General features: G+C 53.8%; 13 protein-coding genes and 1 riboswitch. Of the genes, 1 reads left to right on the top strand and 12 read right to left on the bottom strand.

Going from position 1 to position 18,860, the window contains the following annotated elements:
* Nucleotides 1-34: 34 nt before the first annotated feature.
* On the top strand, nt 35-562 hold the full coding sequence (locus BHK98_RS01400; RefSeq protein ID WP_245796798.1) for a GTP pyrophosphokinase: 528 nt from the start codon (nt 35-37) through the stop codon (nt 560-562).
* Nucleotides 563-1,044: 482 nt separating this feature from the next.
* Here BHK98_RS01400 and yneA read toward each other — a convergent pair whose 3' ends face one another.
* The 12 genes from yneA to BHK98_RS01340 all read right to left on the bottom strand — a co-directional run bounded on the left by yneA (nt 1,045) and on the right by BHK98_RS01340 (nt 18,857).
* Nucleotides 1,045-1,347, bottom strand: a complete 303-nt coding sequence (gene yneA, locus BHK98_RS01395) for a cell division suppressor protein YneA (RefSeq protein ID WP_158024440.1) — start codon at nt 1,345-1,347, stop codon at nt 1,045-1,047.
* Nucleotides 1,348-1,603: 256 nt separating this feature from the next.
* Nucleotides 1,604-2,707: an ABC transporter ATP-binding protein gene (locus BHK98_RS01390; protein ID WP_075711881.1), complete on the bottom strand. Its 1,104-nt coding sequence runs from the start codon at nt 2,705-2,707 to the stop codon at nt 1,604-1,606.
* Between the two features lies 1 nt (nt 2,708).
* Entirely contained in the window at nt 2,709-3,776 is a 1,068-nt protein-coding gene (locus tag BHK98_RS01385; protein WP_075711880.1) for a FecCD family ABC transporter permease, read from the bottom strand.
* Between the two features lie 124 nt (nt 3,777-3,900).
* Complete coding sequence (locus BHK98_RS01380) at nt 3,901-5,064, bottom strand: ABC transporter substrate-binding protein (RefSeq protein ID WP_075711879.1); 1,164 nt, start codon at nt 5,062-5,064, stop codon at nt 3,901-3,903.
* 15 nt (nt 5,065-5,079) lie between these two features.
* Nucleotides 5,080-8,037, bottom strand: a complete 2,958-nt coding sequence (locus tag BHK98_RS01375; protein WP_143404509.1) for a TroA family protein — start codon at nt 8,035-8,037, stop codon at nt 5,080-5,082.
* Between the two features lie 235 nt (nt 8,038-8,272).
* A riboswitch (cobalamin riboswitch) is annotated at nt 8,273-8,528 on the bottom strand.
* A 323-nt stretch (nt 8,529-8,851) separates the two neighbouring features.
* A complete protein-coding gene (locus tag BHK98_RS01370) occupies nt 8,852-9,574 on the bottom strand; it encodes a TVP38/TMEM64 family protein (protein ID WP_075711877.1) in 723 nt (240 codons plus the stop codon).
* Nucleotides 9,571-10,878, bottom strand: a complete 1,308-nt coding sequence (locus tag BHK98_RS01365; RefSeq protein WP_075714884.1) for a methionine gamma-lyase family protein — start codon at nt 10,876-10,878, stop codon at nt 9,571-9,573. The genes BHK98_RS01370 and BHK98_RS01365 overlap by 4 nt, the downstream gene beginning before the upstream one ends.
* Nucleotides 10,868-12,112, bottom strand: a complete 1,245-nt coding sequence (locus BHK98_RS01360; RefSeq protein ID WP_083627997.1) for a tyrosine-type recombinase/integrase — start codon at nt 12,110-12,112, stop codon at nt 10,868-10,870. Before BHK98_RS01360 ends, BHK98_RS01365 begins: the two co-directional genes overlap by 11 nt.
* On the bottom strand, nt 12,085-13,029 hold the full coding sequence (gene miaA / locus BHK98_RS01355; RefSeq protein WP_075711876.1) for a tRNA (adenosine(37)-N6)-dimethylallyltransferase MiaA: 945 nt from the start codon (nt 13,027-13,029) through the stop codon (nt 12,085-12,087). Before miaA ends, BHK98_RS01360 begins: the two co-directional genes overlap by 28 nt.
* 6 nt (nt 13,030-13,035) lie before the next feature.
* Nucleotides 13,036-15,039, bottom strand: coding sequence for a DNA mismatch repair endonuclease MutL (gene mutL, locus BHK98_RS01350; protein ID WP_075711875.1), 2,004 nt, complete (start codon nt 15,037-15,039; stop codon nt 13,036-13,038).
* Complete coding sequence (gene mutS / locus BHK98_RS01345; protein ID WP_075711874.1) at nt 15,032-17,644, bottom strand: DNA mismatch repair protein MutS; 2,613 nt, start codon at nt 17,642-17,644, stop codon at nt 15,032-15,034. Before mutS ends, mutL begins: the two co-directional genes overlap by 8 nt.
* A gap of 13 nt (nt 17,645-17,657) precedes the next feature.
* The gene (locus BHK98_RS01340) at nt 17,658-18,857 is read right to left on the bottom strand and encodes a pyridoxal phosphate-dependent aminotransferase (protein ID WP_075711873.1); all 1,200 of its coding nucleotides are present in this window, start codon (nt 18,855-18,857) and stop codon (nt 17,658-17,660) included.
* Nucleotides 18,858-18,860 lie beyond the last annotated feature (3 nt).

Here is an 18,860-nt window from a genome sequence, read left to right as displayed (position 1 = left end):
CATGAACAGTATATATGGAGAGCATCTCCCTGAAATGAACGCAATCGCGGATGAAATCAGCAGAATGCTGGAAAACGGAAATTATGAACACATCCGCAGACGGATCAAATCCGAGGAAAGCATGCGGAACAAATGCCGCCTCAATCATCTGCCCGAGAACGAACGTTCTGCGCTGGAAGAGATACACGATGCCATCGGCTTCCGGATCATCTGCCATTTCATAGACGAAGTGTATGATTACGCTACAATGATCCGTAACACGTTTACGGTTACAGCAGAAAAGGACTATATCCGAAACTGCAAGCCGAACGGTTACAGAAGTTATCACATGATCGTCCGTTACAAAGGATATTATGTTGAATTTCAGCTCAGGACCATCGCAATGGATACATGGGCGAGCCTGGAGCATGAAATTAAATATAAAAAGAAACTGTCCAATCCCGAACTCATCGGTGCGGAGCTGAAACGCTGTGCCGATGAACTGGCGTCCTGTGATATATCCATGCAGGTGCTTCGCAAAAAGATCCAGAGAGAACGTCAGGAAACCCCGGAAAAATTGTAAGGATAAGAACAGGAGAGGGTGCGGATGAATCGGCCGTTATTTGTGGGATTTGCGGGACGGCTCTCTCCTGACTTTTCCGGATATAACTATTCCTAAAATCATAATTTTGGGAATAGTTGTGGTGAAAAACAAGAAAAAGCCCGCAACACCGGCGGGATCGGTTTTTCACGGTTGTCAACGGTTGCACCGTAGACCCGTATATCCTCATCACCATTTAAAATCGCTTAAAACGGAAATTTAAGCCTCGTTTTATCAGATCTTTTTACGCAGTTCTCTGTCCGTCCGTACGGACCAAGTCTTCTGGCTCTGTATGCGGCATACGCCGTTTATTATGGAACCTCTCTGTCTCAAAAAAGATTTAGAAATGATAAAGGCCCGCTGCGCCGGGTGTATCAGGTCCGGCTGCCGGGTCCTTATCAAAACCTCTAATCCAGGAGTTGAATCCGAGCGCCAGTTCGGAACACCTGAAATGTAATATGGGATCAATCATACACCGGTACGAGGATTTTCTGTCCCGATGCAATGTCGTTTGCCTGTATATCATTAGTCTCACAGATATCATATACGATCTGACGGACATCTTTATTGTCCGGAGCATATTCGGCCGCAATCGACCATAAGGTATCACCAGATTCAACCTCCACGCATCTGTACTGATCCATTGATAAACTGTTCGCTGTATTGAATCCTGCAAGCGTCGAAAACACTGTGAATACCGTCAGCAGCACAATGACCGCAAATATTGTAAATCTGAACTTCGATGCAATCCTCATCTTCCTCATCATGTATACCTTCTGTGCGAAACATTCGTTCGGAACGTCTGTTCGTACTGCTATAATATCAGAATACATGTTCGTTGTCAATAGTGAAACGAACATTTGTTTTCTCTTTTTTCGCTTTTTTCTGCACCGGCGGAAAAAGAGTTACACCAAAAAAGACGCCGGTTCGGCGCCTCTGCGGTCGGCAGTATTTTGCTGCAGATTAAGTTTTTGATATATTTGGATATAGAATACAGTTCCGCCGTGGAATGTGGAATGAGGTTCAGACCTCCTCCAGGATTCCTTTGTCCGCCGCAAGCCTGACGAGATCAAACAGACGGGCGTTGATTCCGCCTCTGGGAACCCCCGCATAGATTACTCTCTGACATTGTTCCATCTCCCCCACTGCCTGCTCATAGGTTTCAGAAGAAATCTCCGCAAACGGACGTTCGCTTATCACCCTGCAGGCCAGGAGCGAAGCCAGCTGATAATCAATATCGTTCTCATACAGAATGCCTGCGGCGAAGGGAACATTCTCCTGCTGAAGCTCCCGGTAGATCCGGATGCCGGTTCCTCCTGAGGATATCACAAAGACCTGCGGCGTATCTCCCTCCGGCCTTGCCAGCTCGATGCTTCCGAACACGGGATCATAGAATCCGTTGTCGATATCGTAAAGCTCCCGTATAATCTCCGAATGAAAAATCTCCTCCGGCGTTCCGGCCCGGACTGCGTGCTCCCCGCTGACACAGACAATCCGATCCGAGATTTTCTGTGCGAGATCGATTTCGTGGAGGGTCATGACGATAGTGATTCCCTTTTCTTTGGCCATTCGGCGCAGGACGCTCAGGAGCTCAAGCTTGTAACGGATGTCCAGAAACGATGTCGGCTCGTCCAGAAGGATGATTTCCGGTTCCTGGCAGATTGCCCGGGCGAGCATCACACGCTGTTTCTGCCCGTCACTGATCGCATTGAAATCACGGTTTCCAAGCTCGCGTGCGTGAACCGTCTCCAGCGCCTCGTCCACCTTCTCCTCGTCCTCATGGGTCAGAATTCCCAGACGCCCGGTATACGGATACCGTCCGGTCGCTACGATATCGTGACAGGTCAGAAGCTCCGGCTTCGGACGGTCTGTAAGAACCACAGCCATACGTGTGGACAGATCCCGGAAAGTCATCTCGTTCAGACTGCTCCCGTCGATAACCACGTCACCGCGCAGCAGGGTGAGCTGACGGGCGATTGTCTTCAGAATTGTGGATTTTCCGGCGCCGTTGGGTCCGATGAGCGTCACAATCTCCCCTCTGCGGACGTTCAGACAGATATCGTCAATGAGGCTTTTGCTGTGATATCCCACGGAAAGCTGTTCAAGTGTCAGATAATTCCCGTTCATCTCATCTGCCTCTCTTTCTGCTGACCATCATATAGATGACAATTGGTGCTCCGAAGACGGATGTCACGGTGCTGATGTTCAGCTCCAGCGGAGCGAAGGCAAGCCGTGCGATGAGATCACAGAACATGCAGAATACCGCGCCCATCACAAAGGCTCCCGGAATCACAACAATAGGCCTGGACGTGCCCAGAGCGCCCTTGATCAGGAACGGCACCGCGATGCCGACAAAGGAAATCGGGCCGGCAAAGGCCGTCACTGTTGCCGAGAACACGCTGGAGAGAAGGATCAGCACAATCCTGAACACACGAATATTCACGCCGATACTGCGCGCATAGGATTCTCCCAGCTGATAGGCGCTGATGGGCTTGGCGCAGCACAGTGTCAGAGCGAACGTGACAAACACCACGACAGCGACGATACGCACGCTTTCCCAGCTCATCCCGGAAAAACTGCCCTGAGACCAGCCGTGAAGATTCGCGATATCCGAGTCGCTGGCGAAGGTAATAATAAAGTCCGTGACAGCGGAACAGATGTAGCCGATCATGATTCCCGCCACCAGCAGCGCCGCCATATTCTGGATCCTTCGGGCAACCAGCAGAATAAAGCCCACCGACGCCAGAGAGCCGGCAAAGGCCGCCACAATCATCGTGTAGGAGGAAACCGTGGAATAATATTTCAGCGCGACGATCATAACAAAGGCTACAACCATTTTCGCGCCGGAAGAGATCCCCAGAACATAGGGACCCGCAATCGGATTCTCGAAGAATGTCTGAAGCAGAAATCCGGACAGCGCAAGAGCGCCGCCCAGTATGGCCGCCGTAAGTATCCTGGGGAGACGGATTCTCCATATAATATTGGTTTCCTTGATATCTCCCTGCCCGGTGAAAAGTATCCTGACGATATGATCCAGCGATATATGCACATTACCGGAATTGATATTGATCACAGTCATCACGCAGAACGCGGCGAACAGCAGTACGAATACCATGGTATAACGGCTGCGCCGCCGAAGGTTTTCGTGCTGAAAGCTTTCGGCGGCTGCCGGGAGTTCGGAAATATTTTTTTTCATAAATAACTACCTGTACTTCAAAAACTACCTGTACTTCCTCTGACTTTTTTCGCGTACACGGCCGAATCGGAGGTTCGTGTACTTTGTGCCGGCGTCACGGGATGCGACGCGGAGCAGAGGGCCCTCACTTCAGTTTTGTCAGGAACTTCATTTCGGACAGATGCTTTTGTGTCACGAGATAATGAAAGTCCAGAATCATATCACCGACGATATCCGTCCGCTGATACATCGATGCTCCCGTGGCGTAACACTGTCCGTTTTTCACCGCTTTGAACTTTTTCATAATCGGGTCCTTCGCGATTAAATCGTTCATGGAACGGACCGTGCTGTCGATGCTCCCGTTGTATACGATATAATCGGCGTCTGCGGCCGTATCGTAGAACTTTTCAATGGTCATCGGAACGGAGGTTTTTCCGTCGGAATCCGTCAGTTTCCTGAAAACATACCGGCCGCCGGCCATCTCGATCATCGTGGGAACGTAGTCTTTGCTGCTGCGCACCACTGCTTTTCCGTCCGTGGATATATAGAAGAAGGCTACAGTTTTCTCCGTATTCCTGAAATCGTCCAGAGCGGAAATTTTCTTTTCCTGTTTTTCAAAGAAGGCCTCAGCCTGTTTCTCATGTCCGGTCAGCGCGCCGTAAAGCTTGATCCACTCTGTGCGCCCCAGGGGGTTTGATTCGTAACTGGACCGGTCTACCATGACGGGGATTTTCAGATCTTCAATCATTTCTTTTACGTCCGGCGTATGATAAATCATCGTGGATTCAATGGCCAGACCGCATTTTTTGTCCAGCAGCAGCTCGTAATCCGGCTCACTGTATTTTCCGGCGTAAACAATTTTCCCTGCGTTCATCGCGTCCCGTACTGACCGGAAGGACCAGCCTCCCGACTTCAGCGAGGTCATGGAAATATTGTCCAGAGCGTCCATGGAAGAAAACAGCGCCATGGACGCGGTCGCCGCGAGATAGATGTTTTTCACCGGTTCGTGAAGAACCTTAATCTTTTTGCTCAGCTTTTCCGGAGCCTTCTTTCCCTTGGGCACGATCAGATACTTCGCATCGTCCTTAATGTCAATCAGCCTGTACCCGTCTTTGTAGTAGTAAACGTTGAATTCCTTCGCATAATCCAGCTTCATGGTCTTGCTGTAGGTCAGCCCGCTGATCTCCGGAGCGCCCGATGTGCCCGAAGCTGATTCGCTGTTTTTCGCGCCGCAGCCGGACAGCAGAAGCACTGTGGCGGTCACCAGCGCCAGAAGAAGGATCATTCCTTTCCTGAATCGGTTTCTCATCTCATCCTGCCTTTTTTATTTCTTTTCTGCCTTTACTTCTTTCTCAAAAATTTTCTGCGCTTTTTTCGCGCTGCCGTAAATCTCTCCGTAAATCCGGATCCATTCCTTCTGTCCCAGACGACTCTTCTCCTGCCGGGACCGGTCGAGGATGACCGGAATATCCAGCGCCGTAAAACGGGATTCCAGAGTCTCCAGTTTTTTCTGATCCGTTTCCGCCTGCTCCTTCTGCTTCGCGATTTTGTCCTTGTTCAGCAGAGTTTCCTTTGTCGTAATCTCCTCGGGAATCAGGCTCCCCGGCAGAACGGCCAGTCTGGTTTTCTTCCGGATGATTGTGCTGTACCGGGGCGATTCCGGCGTTTCGGCATAGGTGATGCGCCTGCTCTTTATCGCTTTCGTGACGCCGGAGGCAGTGACCTTTTCAGGCGTTACGCCGGTGAGACGGATGCCGTCGACCGCGTCCAGGGCGTCCAGGAACGACAAAGCAGAGTTCGATGCCACATAGCTTTTCTCCGCGGGGATCCTGACGATGATATACTGTTTGTCCAGACCGGCGGGAACGTCGAATTTCTCCGGAACCAGCAGATAACTCACGACGTTGTTTTTATAAAGAGCCTCTGTAATCTCGTGCTGGGAGCGGGCGACCGGTTTTCCGTCCTCGTCATACTCCACTTTACCGTCCTCCTTTGCGGACTTCTTCGCATTTTTCGTGTATTCCTCATACAGCGCGGTGTTTTTGCTGACGTCTATGCTCAGCAGGGAAACGCCGTGGTTATACCGGAAGATCCGGAAGTATTTCGCATACCTGGTTTTCACCGTCGACCTGTATTTCAGCCCGGTAATCTTCGGAGCGGACCTGCTCAGCGAGAGTTTGGCCTTCCGGGCGTCCTTTGCGGCTTTTTCTGCTTCTGCCCGGGCTTTTTTCGCAGCCCTGGCGCTGACGGCTTTTTTTACATAGATTGTATAGCGGACCCAGTGAGGCTGGGACATGGCTGTGGTGCGTCCGATGATGGTATTGTTGGCGTTCAGTTTCACCGGAATCACAAAAGTGGAGAGTCCTCCCCCGCTCCTGGAATAAACCTTTCCGTTTGCCTTGAGACGGTCGTAGCTGCTGCTTCCGAACACGATGGTCGCATAGGCTTTTCCGCCCGTTACCGTGATTTTTCTGCATTTAATGTAGGCGAGACGGCCGGAGCCTCCTGACCAGCTGAAGGAATCCGGAGTGTATACTCCGTCCTTCAGTGAGGTTCTGTTGTTGACCGCACCTGTGCTTTTCTGGCTGTCGTCTTTATATTTGGATACCTTGTCTTTCTTTGTGCTCTTCCTGAATTTTGTCTGTTTCCCGCTTGTGGCGTATTTGTCTTTCTTTTTCTTTGTCTTAGGAGCTGTCGTCGAGGTGCCGGAGGAAACAGCCTTCGCCCCGCCGCTGTAGAAGATAATAGTATGTTCAAACCAGCTGTTCAGCTTCCTGGAATGAGCGGAAACCGTCAGATTCTTATCCAGAGCGGAAACCGGCAGCGTGTAGGTGTAGTATCCGTTAACCACCTTCGCCTTGATCCACCGGGTTTTCGGCGCCTTCGCCGCATCCAGCGCGGTTCCCATGTACAGATAGTCGTAGCCTTCTCCGGTCAGCGTGACGGTTGCAGTCATGGTCTTTTTGCTGCCCTCCCCTTTAACCGTCAGAATACTGTACTTGGTTCCGGTTTTCGGATAGAGGTAGAACATGCGGTTATCGGTGTCAGACTTCACCTTCCAGGTTCCTGCCTTCAGGTCTTTCGTCTCTGTCGGTACTGTCGGATCCGATGGCGACGGGTCGGGATCCTGTCCGCCGGAAGGCTCCGTATACTTCCCGGAATTCACGCTCATCCGAATGGTGATAGAATAATTGATCCAGTGCGGATCAGACATTCTGACGGTTTTCCCGATGATGGGATTGGCCGTGTTCAGCGCCACCGGAACAGAAAAGGTCGAGGTCTTTGCCGCGGAATCTGTTACGCCGCTGTAAATTTTACCGTTTGCCTTCAGCTGTGTGTATTTATCGCTGCTGAACACAATCGTCGCAACAGCCTTTCCGCCGGAAATCGTAACCTTCGGACAGGTAATCGTCACTTTGTTCGTACCGCCGCTCACACTGAAGCTGTCCGGTACCCAGACGCCGTCCGCCAGATCGGTTCTGTTATCCACAGCAGGGGTGGCCGGATCGGACACCGGTTCACTTTTGTTCACGTGAATAGAATAATCAATATCGTTGACCTTCGACATCGCCGTGGTGGTTCCGACAATCGCTGTATCCCTGTTGAGAGCGACCGGAACTTTTTTGAACAAAGACCCGTTCGATGTGTCAGCCTCCGGCTCGTAGGTCTTTCCGCCGGCCTGAAGCTTCGTATAAGATTTGCTGCTGAACAGAATGTCGGCATACGCCTTCCCGTTCGTCACCTTAATCGTCGGAACCGTGATTTTCACTCTTCCGGTTCCGCCGGTGAAGGAAACGCCGTCCGGCGTGTAGATGCCGTCATCCAGCGTCGTGCTGTTGTCGATGGCGGAAGGTTCTCCGGTTTTCGCAGTCTGATTCTGCGCTGTCTCCTTTTCTCCGGAGGAAGCCGTCTTGCTGCTGCCGGACAGGTTTTCCGATGTATCGGATGTTCCCTGCTGCCCGCTTTCGCCTTGTCTCGCCTGCTGCCGCACGGAGCCGACTGAAGAAGCTGCTGACGAGCCGTTTGAGGAATCGGAGGCTGCTGTGCTCCGGTCTTCCTGCTGTGCTACTCCTTCCTGTTCAGACCGGCCCGCCTGATTGTCTTCCGCAGACGAGGCTTTTTTGTTTTCTCTCGCCACGGTCTCCTGCTGCGCCGTCGCTTTCGGAGACGCACTCCCGGCGCCTGCGGAATCTTCCGCAAACGCAGCGGCAAGCTGCGTCAGAACGAGCGCAGCGATCAGCAGGAAGGATAACGTGATTTTGTAATACTTTTTCTTTTTCAAAACAAATTCTCTCCTTCTCATCATTTTTTCCTCGCTCAGCACGGCGTTCAGCTCCGGACAGAGCACTGCGATATCTCAGGGCAGCAAAAAACCCACTTTTCTCTGAAGAAGCGGGTACTTGTATGAAAAACTTCAGTTATAATACATGAAAATCTGTTGCAGCGGAACAATGATGCGATGTATCTAATGTTTCATCATGTTATTATTACAGGCACACTCTCTCCAGAAGCATTTCGCCGATAATTCTGATACAGCAGGTTTCCTGACTTGCAGATCTTCGTTCCCCCGCGCCTTCTCAGCAGCATCGAAATGACGGTGACAGCCGGAACGCCGAAGCATTGCGGCGCACGCTGTCTGTGCCGGATGTATGCTGCCAATGGCATAGTACGGGAGAACTCCCTGTTTACAGTGACCGGATCGTTCGGGATTCACACCCGATTCCCTTTTAACTGCGGACTGCCGTCCGCGGCACTGTACCGACATATTTAATTCTACATAAATTATAGCAATTGCCCCGCGTTCTGTCAATGACTACCCGGCGGAGGGGCGGTTATCTGCTCTGCGGCGGAGCGGCATCCGCGGCGGTATCTGCGGCGTATGCGTTGCTACGGCGGCGGTGAATCTCTGCAGTGAGTATGCGCGGGTCTCGCCTCTCCCCTCTCCGGTAAAGCCTTTGCAGACAAAGAAGATTTTGTAGTTTTTGTGGGTTAATTATTAACCTGCAAAACCTGCAAAACTGTCTTGTCGGTATAAAGTATCCGGAAAAGACTATGAGAGCCTGCCCCGGGATTGGATCTTCCTGATTGGATCCCCCTTACGATATTTTCTCATAAATCTGATCGATAAACCGGTTGACTCGCTTCCGGAAGATGAAGCACAGCAGCAGAATCACGCCGCAGACAGCGCCGATCACGATCATTCCCCGGTAATTCCCTTTCATCATCATATCGCCGAACAGCAGACAGCCGCACAGTGCCGGAATTCTGCCGACGAGTGAGAGCAGCAGAAAGGCACGGAATTTCATATGAGAGATTCCGGCGGCGTAGCATACCAGATCCTTCGGAATTCCCGGAATCAGGTAAATCAGGAACGTCAGGATATACGCTTTTTCGCTGTTGAAGCGGCTTACATATTTTCCCATTCGCTCCTTTCCGAGAATCAGTTCAAGTCCGTCCTCGCCCAGAAAACGCGCCAGATAATAGGAAACGGTTTCTCCGGCCGCGCAGCCCGCCAGCGTCAGGATAAGTCCCGGGAAAAAACCGAACACCGAACCGGCGGCAAACTGAAAAACCTCTCCCGGCAGCACACTGACGACAATCTGCAGAATTTCCGCCGCAAGATAGATCAGAACACTCTTGATGCCGAATCCCCGCAGATAATGGATCACATCCGTGTAGCTGCGGAATCTGGAAATCACATCCCTCTGACAGATGATGATATAAATCGGCAGGGCGACGACAATCGCGATAAGAACCGCGAATTTAAGTATCGTCAGAGCGCGGCGCAGCCGCTGCCCCCTGCTTTTTTTGTCGCTCATACACAAAGTCCCCTTCCCTTCAGAAGTCCCTTCCGGTACAGCCGGTTCAGAGAATTCATGACGCCGAGTTTAGAATGCTCATACGTCAGTCCTCCCTGAAAATAGACGATAAACGGTTCACGCATCGGCCCGTCAGCGCTGAGCTCGATGGAGGAACCCTGCACGAACGCGCCGGCCGCCATGACCACAGGATCCTCATATCCCGGCATGGCCCAGGGCTCAGGGCGCACAAAGGAATCCACCGGCGCGGCCGCCTGAATGCCTTCGCAGAAGGCCACTACCGCCTCGCCGCTTTCCAGGCGGACTGCCTGAATAATGTCCGATCGCACCGTCTCCGGTTCCGGGCAGACCCCATATCCCAGCGCGGAATACGCCTGCCCGCAGAGCAGCGCGCCCTTCACCGCGCTGTTCACCACAGAAGGTGCCAGAAACAGTCCCTGCAGCATCGCTCTGGTCTGTCCGAAGGTCAGACCGCACTCCGCACCGATACCGGGACAGGTCATTCGATAGCTGATTTTTTCAATCAGGTCCTCCCGACCGCACACATAGCCGCCGGACAGCGCCAGTCCGCCGCCCGGATTTTTAATCAGTGAACCCGCGATAACATCCGCGCCCACTTCAGACGGCTCCCGGATATCCGTAAATTCCCCGTAACAGTTGTCGACCATGCAGATGATGTCCGGGTGCTCTTTGTGTACAAAGGACGCCCACTCCGCAATCTGCGGAATCGTCAGTGCCTTTCTCCAGCTGTAGCCCGTTGAACGCTGCACGCAGACCATTCTGGTGGAGGGACCGATCGCCGCCGCGACGCTGTCCAGATCAATGCTCCCGTCCGCCTTCAGTTCCACCTGCCTGTATGTTACCCCGTAATCCGCCAGTGAACCCTTTCCCCTGCCCCGGATACCGATGACCTCCTCCAGAGTGTCATACGGCCCGCCGCTGCAGTAGATCAGCTCGTCTCCCGGCCGAAGAAGCCCCATCAGCGTGATGGCAAGCGCATGAGTTCCGTTTACAATCGTAGGACGCACCAGCGCGGCTTCCGTGCCGAAAATTTCAGCATATACCCGCTCCGTCGCCTCTCGGCCGGCATCGTCGTAGCCGTAGCCGGTCGTCCATCCGAAATGCATATCCGCGATGCGGTTTTTCTGCAGGGCGGACAAAACCTTGTACTGATTGTATTCCCGGATTTCGTCCTGTGCGGAGAACCGCCGGGACAGCTGTTCCCCGCATACTTCCACGTGTCTGATCACCGCGTCCTCAATACTGTATTTCTCAGCCAGAAGCTGCTGAATCTCATTCTTCATTCTTGTCCTCTCCGTTTCCGTGTTCAGTTTCGTGCCGCCCGTTCTCATACTGTTCAGTCTCCTGCCGTTCAGTTTTCCGCCGCCCGTTCTCGTACCGTTCAGTCTCCCGCCGCTCGGTCTCCCATTCCATGCCGTGGACCAGATCCCTCTTGACGTTCGCCTTATGGCGGGCGTAGAGCTGGGTTGTCGTCACCTGCTCGTGATCCAGCAGCGCCGCCACATCGTAAATTGAATTTCCCCGTCCGATCAGACTGGTCGCCGCCGTCGCCCTCAATTTATGCGGGCTGTAGCCGGCGCTGCGGCTGGTCTTCAGTGCGATAGACGTGTACTTCTTCACCAGTTCCCGGATCTGCCGCTGTGTCATCCGGCGTCCCTGAAGAGACAGAAACAGCGCGTCCCGGTGCTCCGGCGCGAGAGCGCTGTCTTCTCCGCGCTCGTTATTCAGATAATCGTGAATCACCGCGGTCACAGAATCGTTCATGGGCATGATGGATTCCTTTCCCCTCTTCCGGTAGATTTTGAACTCTCCCCGGCTGAAATTGAAGGAGGAAACATTCAGCTGCTGAAGCTCCGAGAGACGCAGTCCGTAGGTCAGGAACAGAATCAGAATCGCCTTGTCCCGCTTTCTCGTCTTCTCCCAGTACGACCGTTCATGCTTCGTCAGGCCGGCGCCGGTGCTCACAGCATCCAGCATGATCATGACCTCGTCATCCTGCAGCGCCTTAATCTCCCTTTCGTCCGCCTTCTGCACCCGGATGGGGTCGAACCCGTCGGTAATATTCCGGGAAAGCAGCCCGTCCCGGTACAGCTGCTTGAACATCACCGAAACCGAGGATTTCTTGCGGGCCAGTGTTTTGTTGTGGTTTTCATAGACGGTAATGCTCTTCTCCGTCTCCACCCTGTATTTCCGGCAGTAATCCAGATAAATATTGATGTCCGCCGCCCGGATTGCATCAAACTCCTTCAGCGTGATCTGCCCGATACTCTCCGCCTCGGTCAGGTCCGTCTCCCGGACCAGATATTTCAGAAAGAACCGGATGTCCCGGAGGTAGGCGAGCCGGGTCATGGGAAGCACGTTCCCGCGCAGATAGATGAAAAAGCCTCTCAGGAACCGGGGCATCTGTACCTCCAGCTTCTCACACTCCTCGTCGATTTCATTTTCCGTCTCGACGATATTGTCCGGCCTGTCGCTCTTGTTATGGATTTTTACGATTTTATCTGTTCCCTGAGCCATTCGTTCATCGCGCGGATGCAGCGCTCCTCACTTTCATATTCCGATATGTTGAACCATTTCATGTCCCTGTACCGCCGGAACCAGGTCATCTGCCGCTTGGCCAGGTGCCTCGTGTTCCGTTTAATCAGCCGTACAGCCTCCTCCCGGTCATATTCTCCCTGAATATATCCGATGAGTTCTTTGTAGCCGATGCCCTTCATGGAGATATCCGATCCTGTGAGACCCATGCGCAGAAGTCCGCGGACCTCCTGCTCCAGTCCCTGCTCCATCAGCACATCCACCCTTCGGTTGATGCGGTCATAGAGTTCCTGCCGGTCGCGGCTCAGTCCGACGAGGACAGGCGAATAATCCTTTGTCGGAACAGGATCCGCCGCGAAATCCTTCACCCTGTTTCCCGCCTCCGCCGCCTCGAGCGCCCGGATCACCTTCTTCAGATTATTGGGATGGATCCTGTCTGCCGCCGCCGGATCCGCCGCCCTCAGCCGGTCATAGACCACTGCCGGGCCCTGCTCCTCCGCCAGGGCGTACATGGCGTCGCGAAACCCGTCGTTCTCCGGGGGTGCGCTGAAATCCATATCGTACAGAAGTGAATTGAGATAGAGACCGGTTCCGCCTGCGATAATCGGGATCCTTCCGTGGACAAAGACCTCTTCGACGGCTGCCTTCGCCAGCTTCTGATAGCGGGCGACGGAGAAGCTTTCCCGCGGGTCAATCTGATCCACCAGATAGTGACGGACCTTCGACTGCTCCTCCGCAGTAGGCTTGGCACTGCCGATATCCATGTACTGATAAAGCTGCATGGAATCACAGGAAATAATTTCACCTCCCAGCGCCAGCGCCGCTTCAATGGCGAACCGGGTCTTGCCGACCGCGGTAGGTCCGCAGATCGCGATGATTTTTCTGTCTGTATCAGTCATTCCGCATCACGCTCTCTTGAACATCTTTTCGATGTCATACATGGAAAAACGGATAAAGGTCGGTCTGCCGTGGGGGCAGGAAAAGGGGTTCCTGCACCGGGCCAGATCCCGAATCAGCTGCCGGAGCTCCATGTCCGACATATGATCGCGGGCCTTGATGGCGGATTTGCAGGATCGGGTGATCAGCTTGTCGATGACCACAGTATTGCGCAGGTCGTCCTGTTCTCCGATCTGGTCCACAAAATCACGGAGGAAGGATTCCGCCTCAGATATCTCCATGAAATACGGGATTTCCCGGATGATATAGGCACTGGGGCCGAATTCTTCTATATGATAGCCCATGTCCCGCAATGAGTCGATCCAGTCGTATTCCTCCTCCCTGACGCTCAGCGGCACCTCCAGTGTAATGGGCGTCAGAATGGTCTGGGAGGGTTTATCGTCATTGAGATATTCCTCCGCAAGACGTTCATAGAAAATCCGCTCCTGCGCCGCGTGCTGGTCGATGAGGTAAAATCCGTCAGAATCCTCCGCTGTGATATACGTATCGAAAATCGAACCGGTGATCTTCAGCCCGCTGAAGTCAAAAGGCTTCTTCCGCGGCCCGCGGAGATCCATCGCCGAAGGATCCCGTTCCGCCGCCGGTTTCCCGTCAGTTATCGCCGCAGCGTCCATTACCGCCGAGCTTCCGCCCGCTGCCGGCGGATAAGCGCCGGAACTGTCCGTTTTTTCTTCCGGAAATGCAGTCGATGAAGCAGCCTGCTCCGCCGCCGGCGCAGGCGTGGCGACTGTCGAAGATGCCGAAGACGTCTCCTGCTCTTCTTCCCGCATTTTAGACAATATATGTTTTATGTCAACCTGATCCTCTTTCCGCTCTTTCCGGAGCAGTCCGTCCTGGCCGGTACTGATGCGGAAGGGTTCCGTCCGGCCGCTGTCCGGAGTATCCGGATCTCCCGGTGCGGACGCCTTTCCTTCCTTTGTGCTTTCTGCTCCGGAGACAGGGAAATAATCACGCACCTCGACCACCGCCTCCTTCGCGGCAAGCGTCTGAAACACCGCCGCCTTCAGTGCAGCGATGACCGCCTTCTCGTCGTGGAACCGGACCTCCTTCTTGTTCGGATGAATGTTGACATCCACCGTTTCCGGATCAGTGCGCAGGAACAGGAACACGACCGGCTGCCGGCCTTCAGCGAGCCGTTCCCGGTATCCCTCCGATACTCCCCGCTCCATGATCCTGCTTTTGACGATGCGCCCGTTCACAAAGAACACCTGATCCCGTCTGTTGGTGCGCGTCAGAGAAGGTCTGGAAATACAGCCGGAAACCGAATATCCGTTCTCCCCGTATTCCACCTCTACCAGTTCCTCATATTCCCGGCGTCGGTAGACCGCGGCGATCGTCTTTTTCAGATTTCCGTCTCCCGGCGTGCTGAAGAGGTTCCGTCCGTTGTTGATCAGCTGGAATCTCCGGTCATGATATGCCATCGCCATCTCTGAGACAAAATCGATAATCAGCCCGCTTTCAGCAGAGTCCGATTTCAGAAACTGCCGCCGGGCAGGCGTATTGTAAAACAGGTCGGTCACGATCATCGTCGTCCCTTCCGGGCAGCCCACGCCTGTGTTTTCGATGACTTCTCCGCCGTGTATCGTGATGCGGCACCCGGTTCTCTCCTCCGGCGTTCTGGTAATCAGCGAGGTTCGGGTCACCGCCGCGATACTGGCAAGCGCCTCGCCCCTGAATCCGAGAGAACTGATCGCCGTCAGATCCGCCAGCGTTGCGATTTTGCTGGTGGCATGGCGCAGAAATGCGGTTTCTGCCTCGTCCCGGGGGATTCCGCAGCCGTTGTCGGTCACGCGAACAAAGGTTTTTCCGCCGTTTCTGATTTCCACAGTAATCTCTGAGGCTCCGGCGTCGATGGAATTCTCCACCAGTTCCTTGACGATGGAAAGAGGACGTTCGATAACCTCCCCCGCCGCGATTTTGTCCGCTATGTTTTTCTCCAGTAATTTAATCATCGATCAGTTCCTTCAGATCCTCCAGAATGCGGATCGCCTGAGAGGGCGTCACATTCATAAGGTCTATCTTCTTCAGCTCCTCTACAACGGGAACCGGCTCGCGAGAGAAGAAGGACAGCTGCTTCGGCTCATCCTTCACCGGCTCCCGGGAAAACGCCTTTGTCACAGAATTCCCCGAGCCCTCCGCCTCCAGGCGGGCAAGCTTGTCCTCCGCACTGTTCAGGAGCCGGGAAGGAACGCCCGCCAGCCGCGCCACATGGACGCCGTAGCTGCGGCTCGCACTGCCGGGCACGATTTTGTGCAGGAAAATGATGTTGCCGTTCTCCTCCGACACGTCCACGTTCAGGTTGCGGACTCCCGGAAGCTCCTCCTCCAGCACGGTCATCTCGTGATAATGCGTCGCGAAAAGCGTCCGGATCCGGCGTTTCTCGCTGCAGAGGTATTCTACCGTGGCCCAGGCGATGGACAGCCCGTCATAGGTGCTGGTGCCCCGTCCAATCTCGTCCAGAATGATCAGACTCCGCTCTCCGGCGTTTCGCAGAATATACGCAAGCTCACTCATCTCCACGAAGAATGTGGACTGCCCCTGGGCCAGATTGTCCGATGCGCCGATGCGCGTGAAGATCCGGTCGCAGACGCCGATGTGAGCCTTCTCCGCAGGGACAAAGCATCCTGCCTGCGCCATCAGGACGATCAGAGCGGTCTGCCGCATATAAGTGGATTTTCCCGCCATGTTCGGTCCGGTTATGATGAGCATACTGGACTGATCGCTGTCCATATAAGTGTCGTTGGACACGAACAGCCCCTGTTCCGTCGTCTGCTCGATGACAGGATGACGCCCCTTCTCGATGGAGAGCAGTCTGCTGTCGTCCACCGTCGGGCGCACATAGCCCAGACGCATGCTCACCGTGGCGAAGGAGCACAGGACGTCGAGAACCGCGATGGCGGCAGAGGTCTTCTGGATCTCCAGGATGTACTCTCCGATTTTCTCCCGCAGACCGGTAAAAATCTCGTACTCCAGTTTGTTGATTTTCGCCTCGGCGTTCAGGACCAGACTCTCCTTTTCCTTGAGCTCAGGCGTGATGAACCGTTCTCCGCCCACCAGGGTCTGTTTGCGGATGTATTCCTCCGGCGTCTGATCGAGGTTGGAACGGCTGATTTCAATGTAATAGCCGAACACCTTGTTATATCCCACCTTCAGGTGCTGAATGCCGGTACGCGACTTTTCACTCTGCTCCAGTCCGGCAATCCAGTCCTTCGCGTCGCGGATGGAGTCCTTCAGCGCGTCCAGCTCTTCAGAAAAGCCCTCCCGGATAAGTCCGCCCTCCTTCACCGTGTACGGCGGCTCTTCCACAATCGCCTCCTGAATCATGCGGTACACCCCGGAAAGATCTGAAATCTCCGCATCGAGCCCGTTCAGAAGCTCGCTCCGCGCATCACTCAGGTTATCCCGGATTTCCGGCAGGCAGCCGATGGAATTCCGCAGAGCGATCAGGTCCTTCGCGTTGGCACTGCCCGCGGCAATCCGCCCCGAGAGACGCTCAAAGTCATAGACCTGCTTCAGCGCCTCCACGATATTGTTCTGCAGAAGCGGCTGTTCCGTCAGTTCCTCCACGGCGTCCAGGCGGAGATTGATCTCGCCGGACTCGTTCAGCGGTTCCCGCAGCCACTGCTTGAGTCTGCGTCCGCCCATCGCGGTGGAGGTTTTATCCAGGACCCACAAAAGCGAGCCCTGCACTTTTTTATCATACAATGTCTCTGTAATCTCAAGGTTTCTGATCGTCGCCTTGTCCAGAGACATGTGATTTCCGATCTCATAAAACTGGCAGCGGGTCAGCTGTTTCAGATTCTGCTTCTGAGTTTCCAGAAGATAGGACAGCAGTGCTCCCATGGCCAGGATGCACAGCTCCCGTCCGTCGATGCCCAGGGCCGTCAGAGATATGCTCCCGAACTGGGCCCTTATCGCCGTCTCCGCCGATTTTTTCGAGTAGTAGGAATCCGGCATCACATGAATGAAGGAATCCGTCAGATCACGAATCTCGTCTTCTCCGTAGTTCTCCGCCGTCTCCTGATTGATCAGAATTTCCCTGACGTTGATTTTGACCAGTTCATTGATCATATCCTCAAACAGATTGGTCCCGCCGGTCTTCTCTGTAATATAAAGCTCTCCGGTGGAAATGTCACAGTATGCCACTGACATCCCGCCGGTACTCATATATACAGACGCCAGATAATTGTTTTCATTCTCATGAAGCATCGCATCGGAGGTCACCGTTCCCGGCGTCACGATGCGGACGACTCCTCTCTTGACCATTCCCCTTGTTTCTGCCGGATCCTCCAGCTGCTCGCATATGGCCACGTTATAGCCCATGCGGACAAGCTTTTCTATATAAGAATCTGCGGCATGGAAGGGGACTCCACACATGGGAGCCCTCTCCTCCAGGCCGCAGCTTTTTCCGGTCAGAGTCAGCTCAAGCAGGCGCGAAACCAGCTTGGCGTCATCGAAAAACATCTCATAGAAATCGCCGAGACGGAAGAACAGGATACAGTCCTTATACTGCTCCTTGATGTTCATGTACTGCTCCATCATCGGGGATAATTTCATTCTGCCTCCTGTTCTATTTTCCCAGCTTTTTGTTATAAGCTTCCAGGCCGAGGCGGATCAGCTCTACGCCTCTCCTCATGTCTTCCTCTTTCAGAACATACGCGATACGGATCTCATTTTTGCCCTTGCCCGGCGTCGCATAGAAGCCCGCGGCAGGCGCGAACATCACGGATTCGCCGTTGTCCTCAAACTCGGTCAGCAGGAACGTCAGGAAGTCCTCGATATCCTCTACCGGCAGAGCGCAGGTCAGATAGAAAGCGCCGGCGGGAACGACGACATTCATGCCCGGGATCTTTCTCAGCTCTTCCACCACCGCATCTCTTCTTCCGCAGTAAATCGCCTTCGCCTCGTCGTAATAGGAATCCGGCAGGCGGAACAGTGCGGCGGATCCGATCTGATCCACGGTGGATACGCAGAGACGTCCCTGCGCGATCTTCATGCATCCGCTCATGAATTCTTTGTTCTTGGAGATCAGCAGGCCGATTCTGGCGCCGCAGGCAGAGAATCTCTTGGAAACGGAATCCACGATGATGACTCTGTCCGCATACTCCGACAGCTGTCCGAAGGACACCGGCGTTCTGCCGTCGTAAACGAATTCTCTGTAGACCTCGTCCGCGATAATCGCCAGATCATACTTCTCCGCCAGCTCACAGATCACCTTCATCTCATCCAGAGACAGAATATTTCCGGTGGGATTTCCCGGCTCCAGGCAGCAGATGACTTTAGTCTTCGGCGTGATGCACGCTTCGATGTTTTCTTTATCGGCGTAGGCATAGCCCTTGGAGGCGTCCGCCGGAATCGGCTTCACGACGCCACCCGCCATCAGAGCAAACGTGGAATAGTTGGTATAGTACGGCTCAGGAATCAGAACCTCATCGCCGTCGTTCAGCAGAGTCAGAAACGACATGCTCAGCGCCTCGGATCCTCCGTTTGTGACGATCATATCAGAAGGCTCCAGCTCAATGTCATACTTCTTGTAATAATCGATAACCGCGCTGATCAGCTCCGGTCTTCCGCCGGACTCCGCATAAGCAATGACCTTTTCATCAAAATTCCGGATCGCTTCCATAAAGCATTCCGGGGTCTCCACATCCGGCTGTCCGATGTTCAGGTGGTAGATCTTCTTTCCCTTTTTCTCCGCCTCGATGGCCATCGGATTGAATTTCCGGATCGGTGAGAACTGCATCGCGTCCACTCTCTTAGAAATGTTCATGAC

Origin of the sequence: Hornefia porci (genome assembly GCF_001940235.1) — a bacterium.
Taxonomy (GTDB): Bacteria; Bacillota; Clostridia; order Peptostreptococcales; family Anaerovoracaceae; genus Aminicella; species Aminicella porci.
The sequence above is the reverse complement of the archived record's forward strand: the minus strand, read 5'-3'. Positions and strand labels throughout refer to the sequence as shown.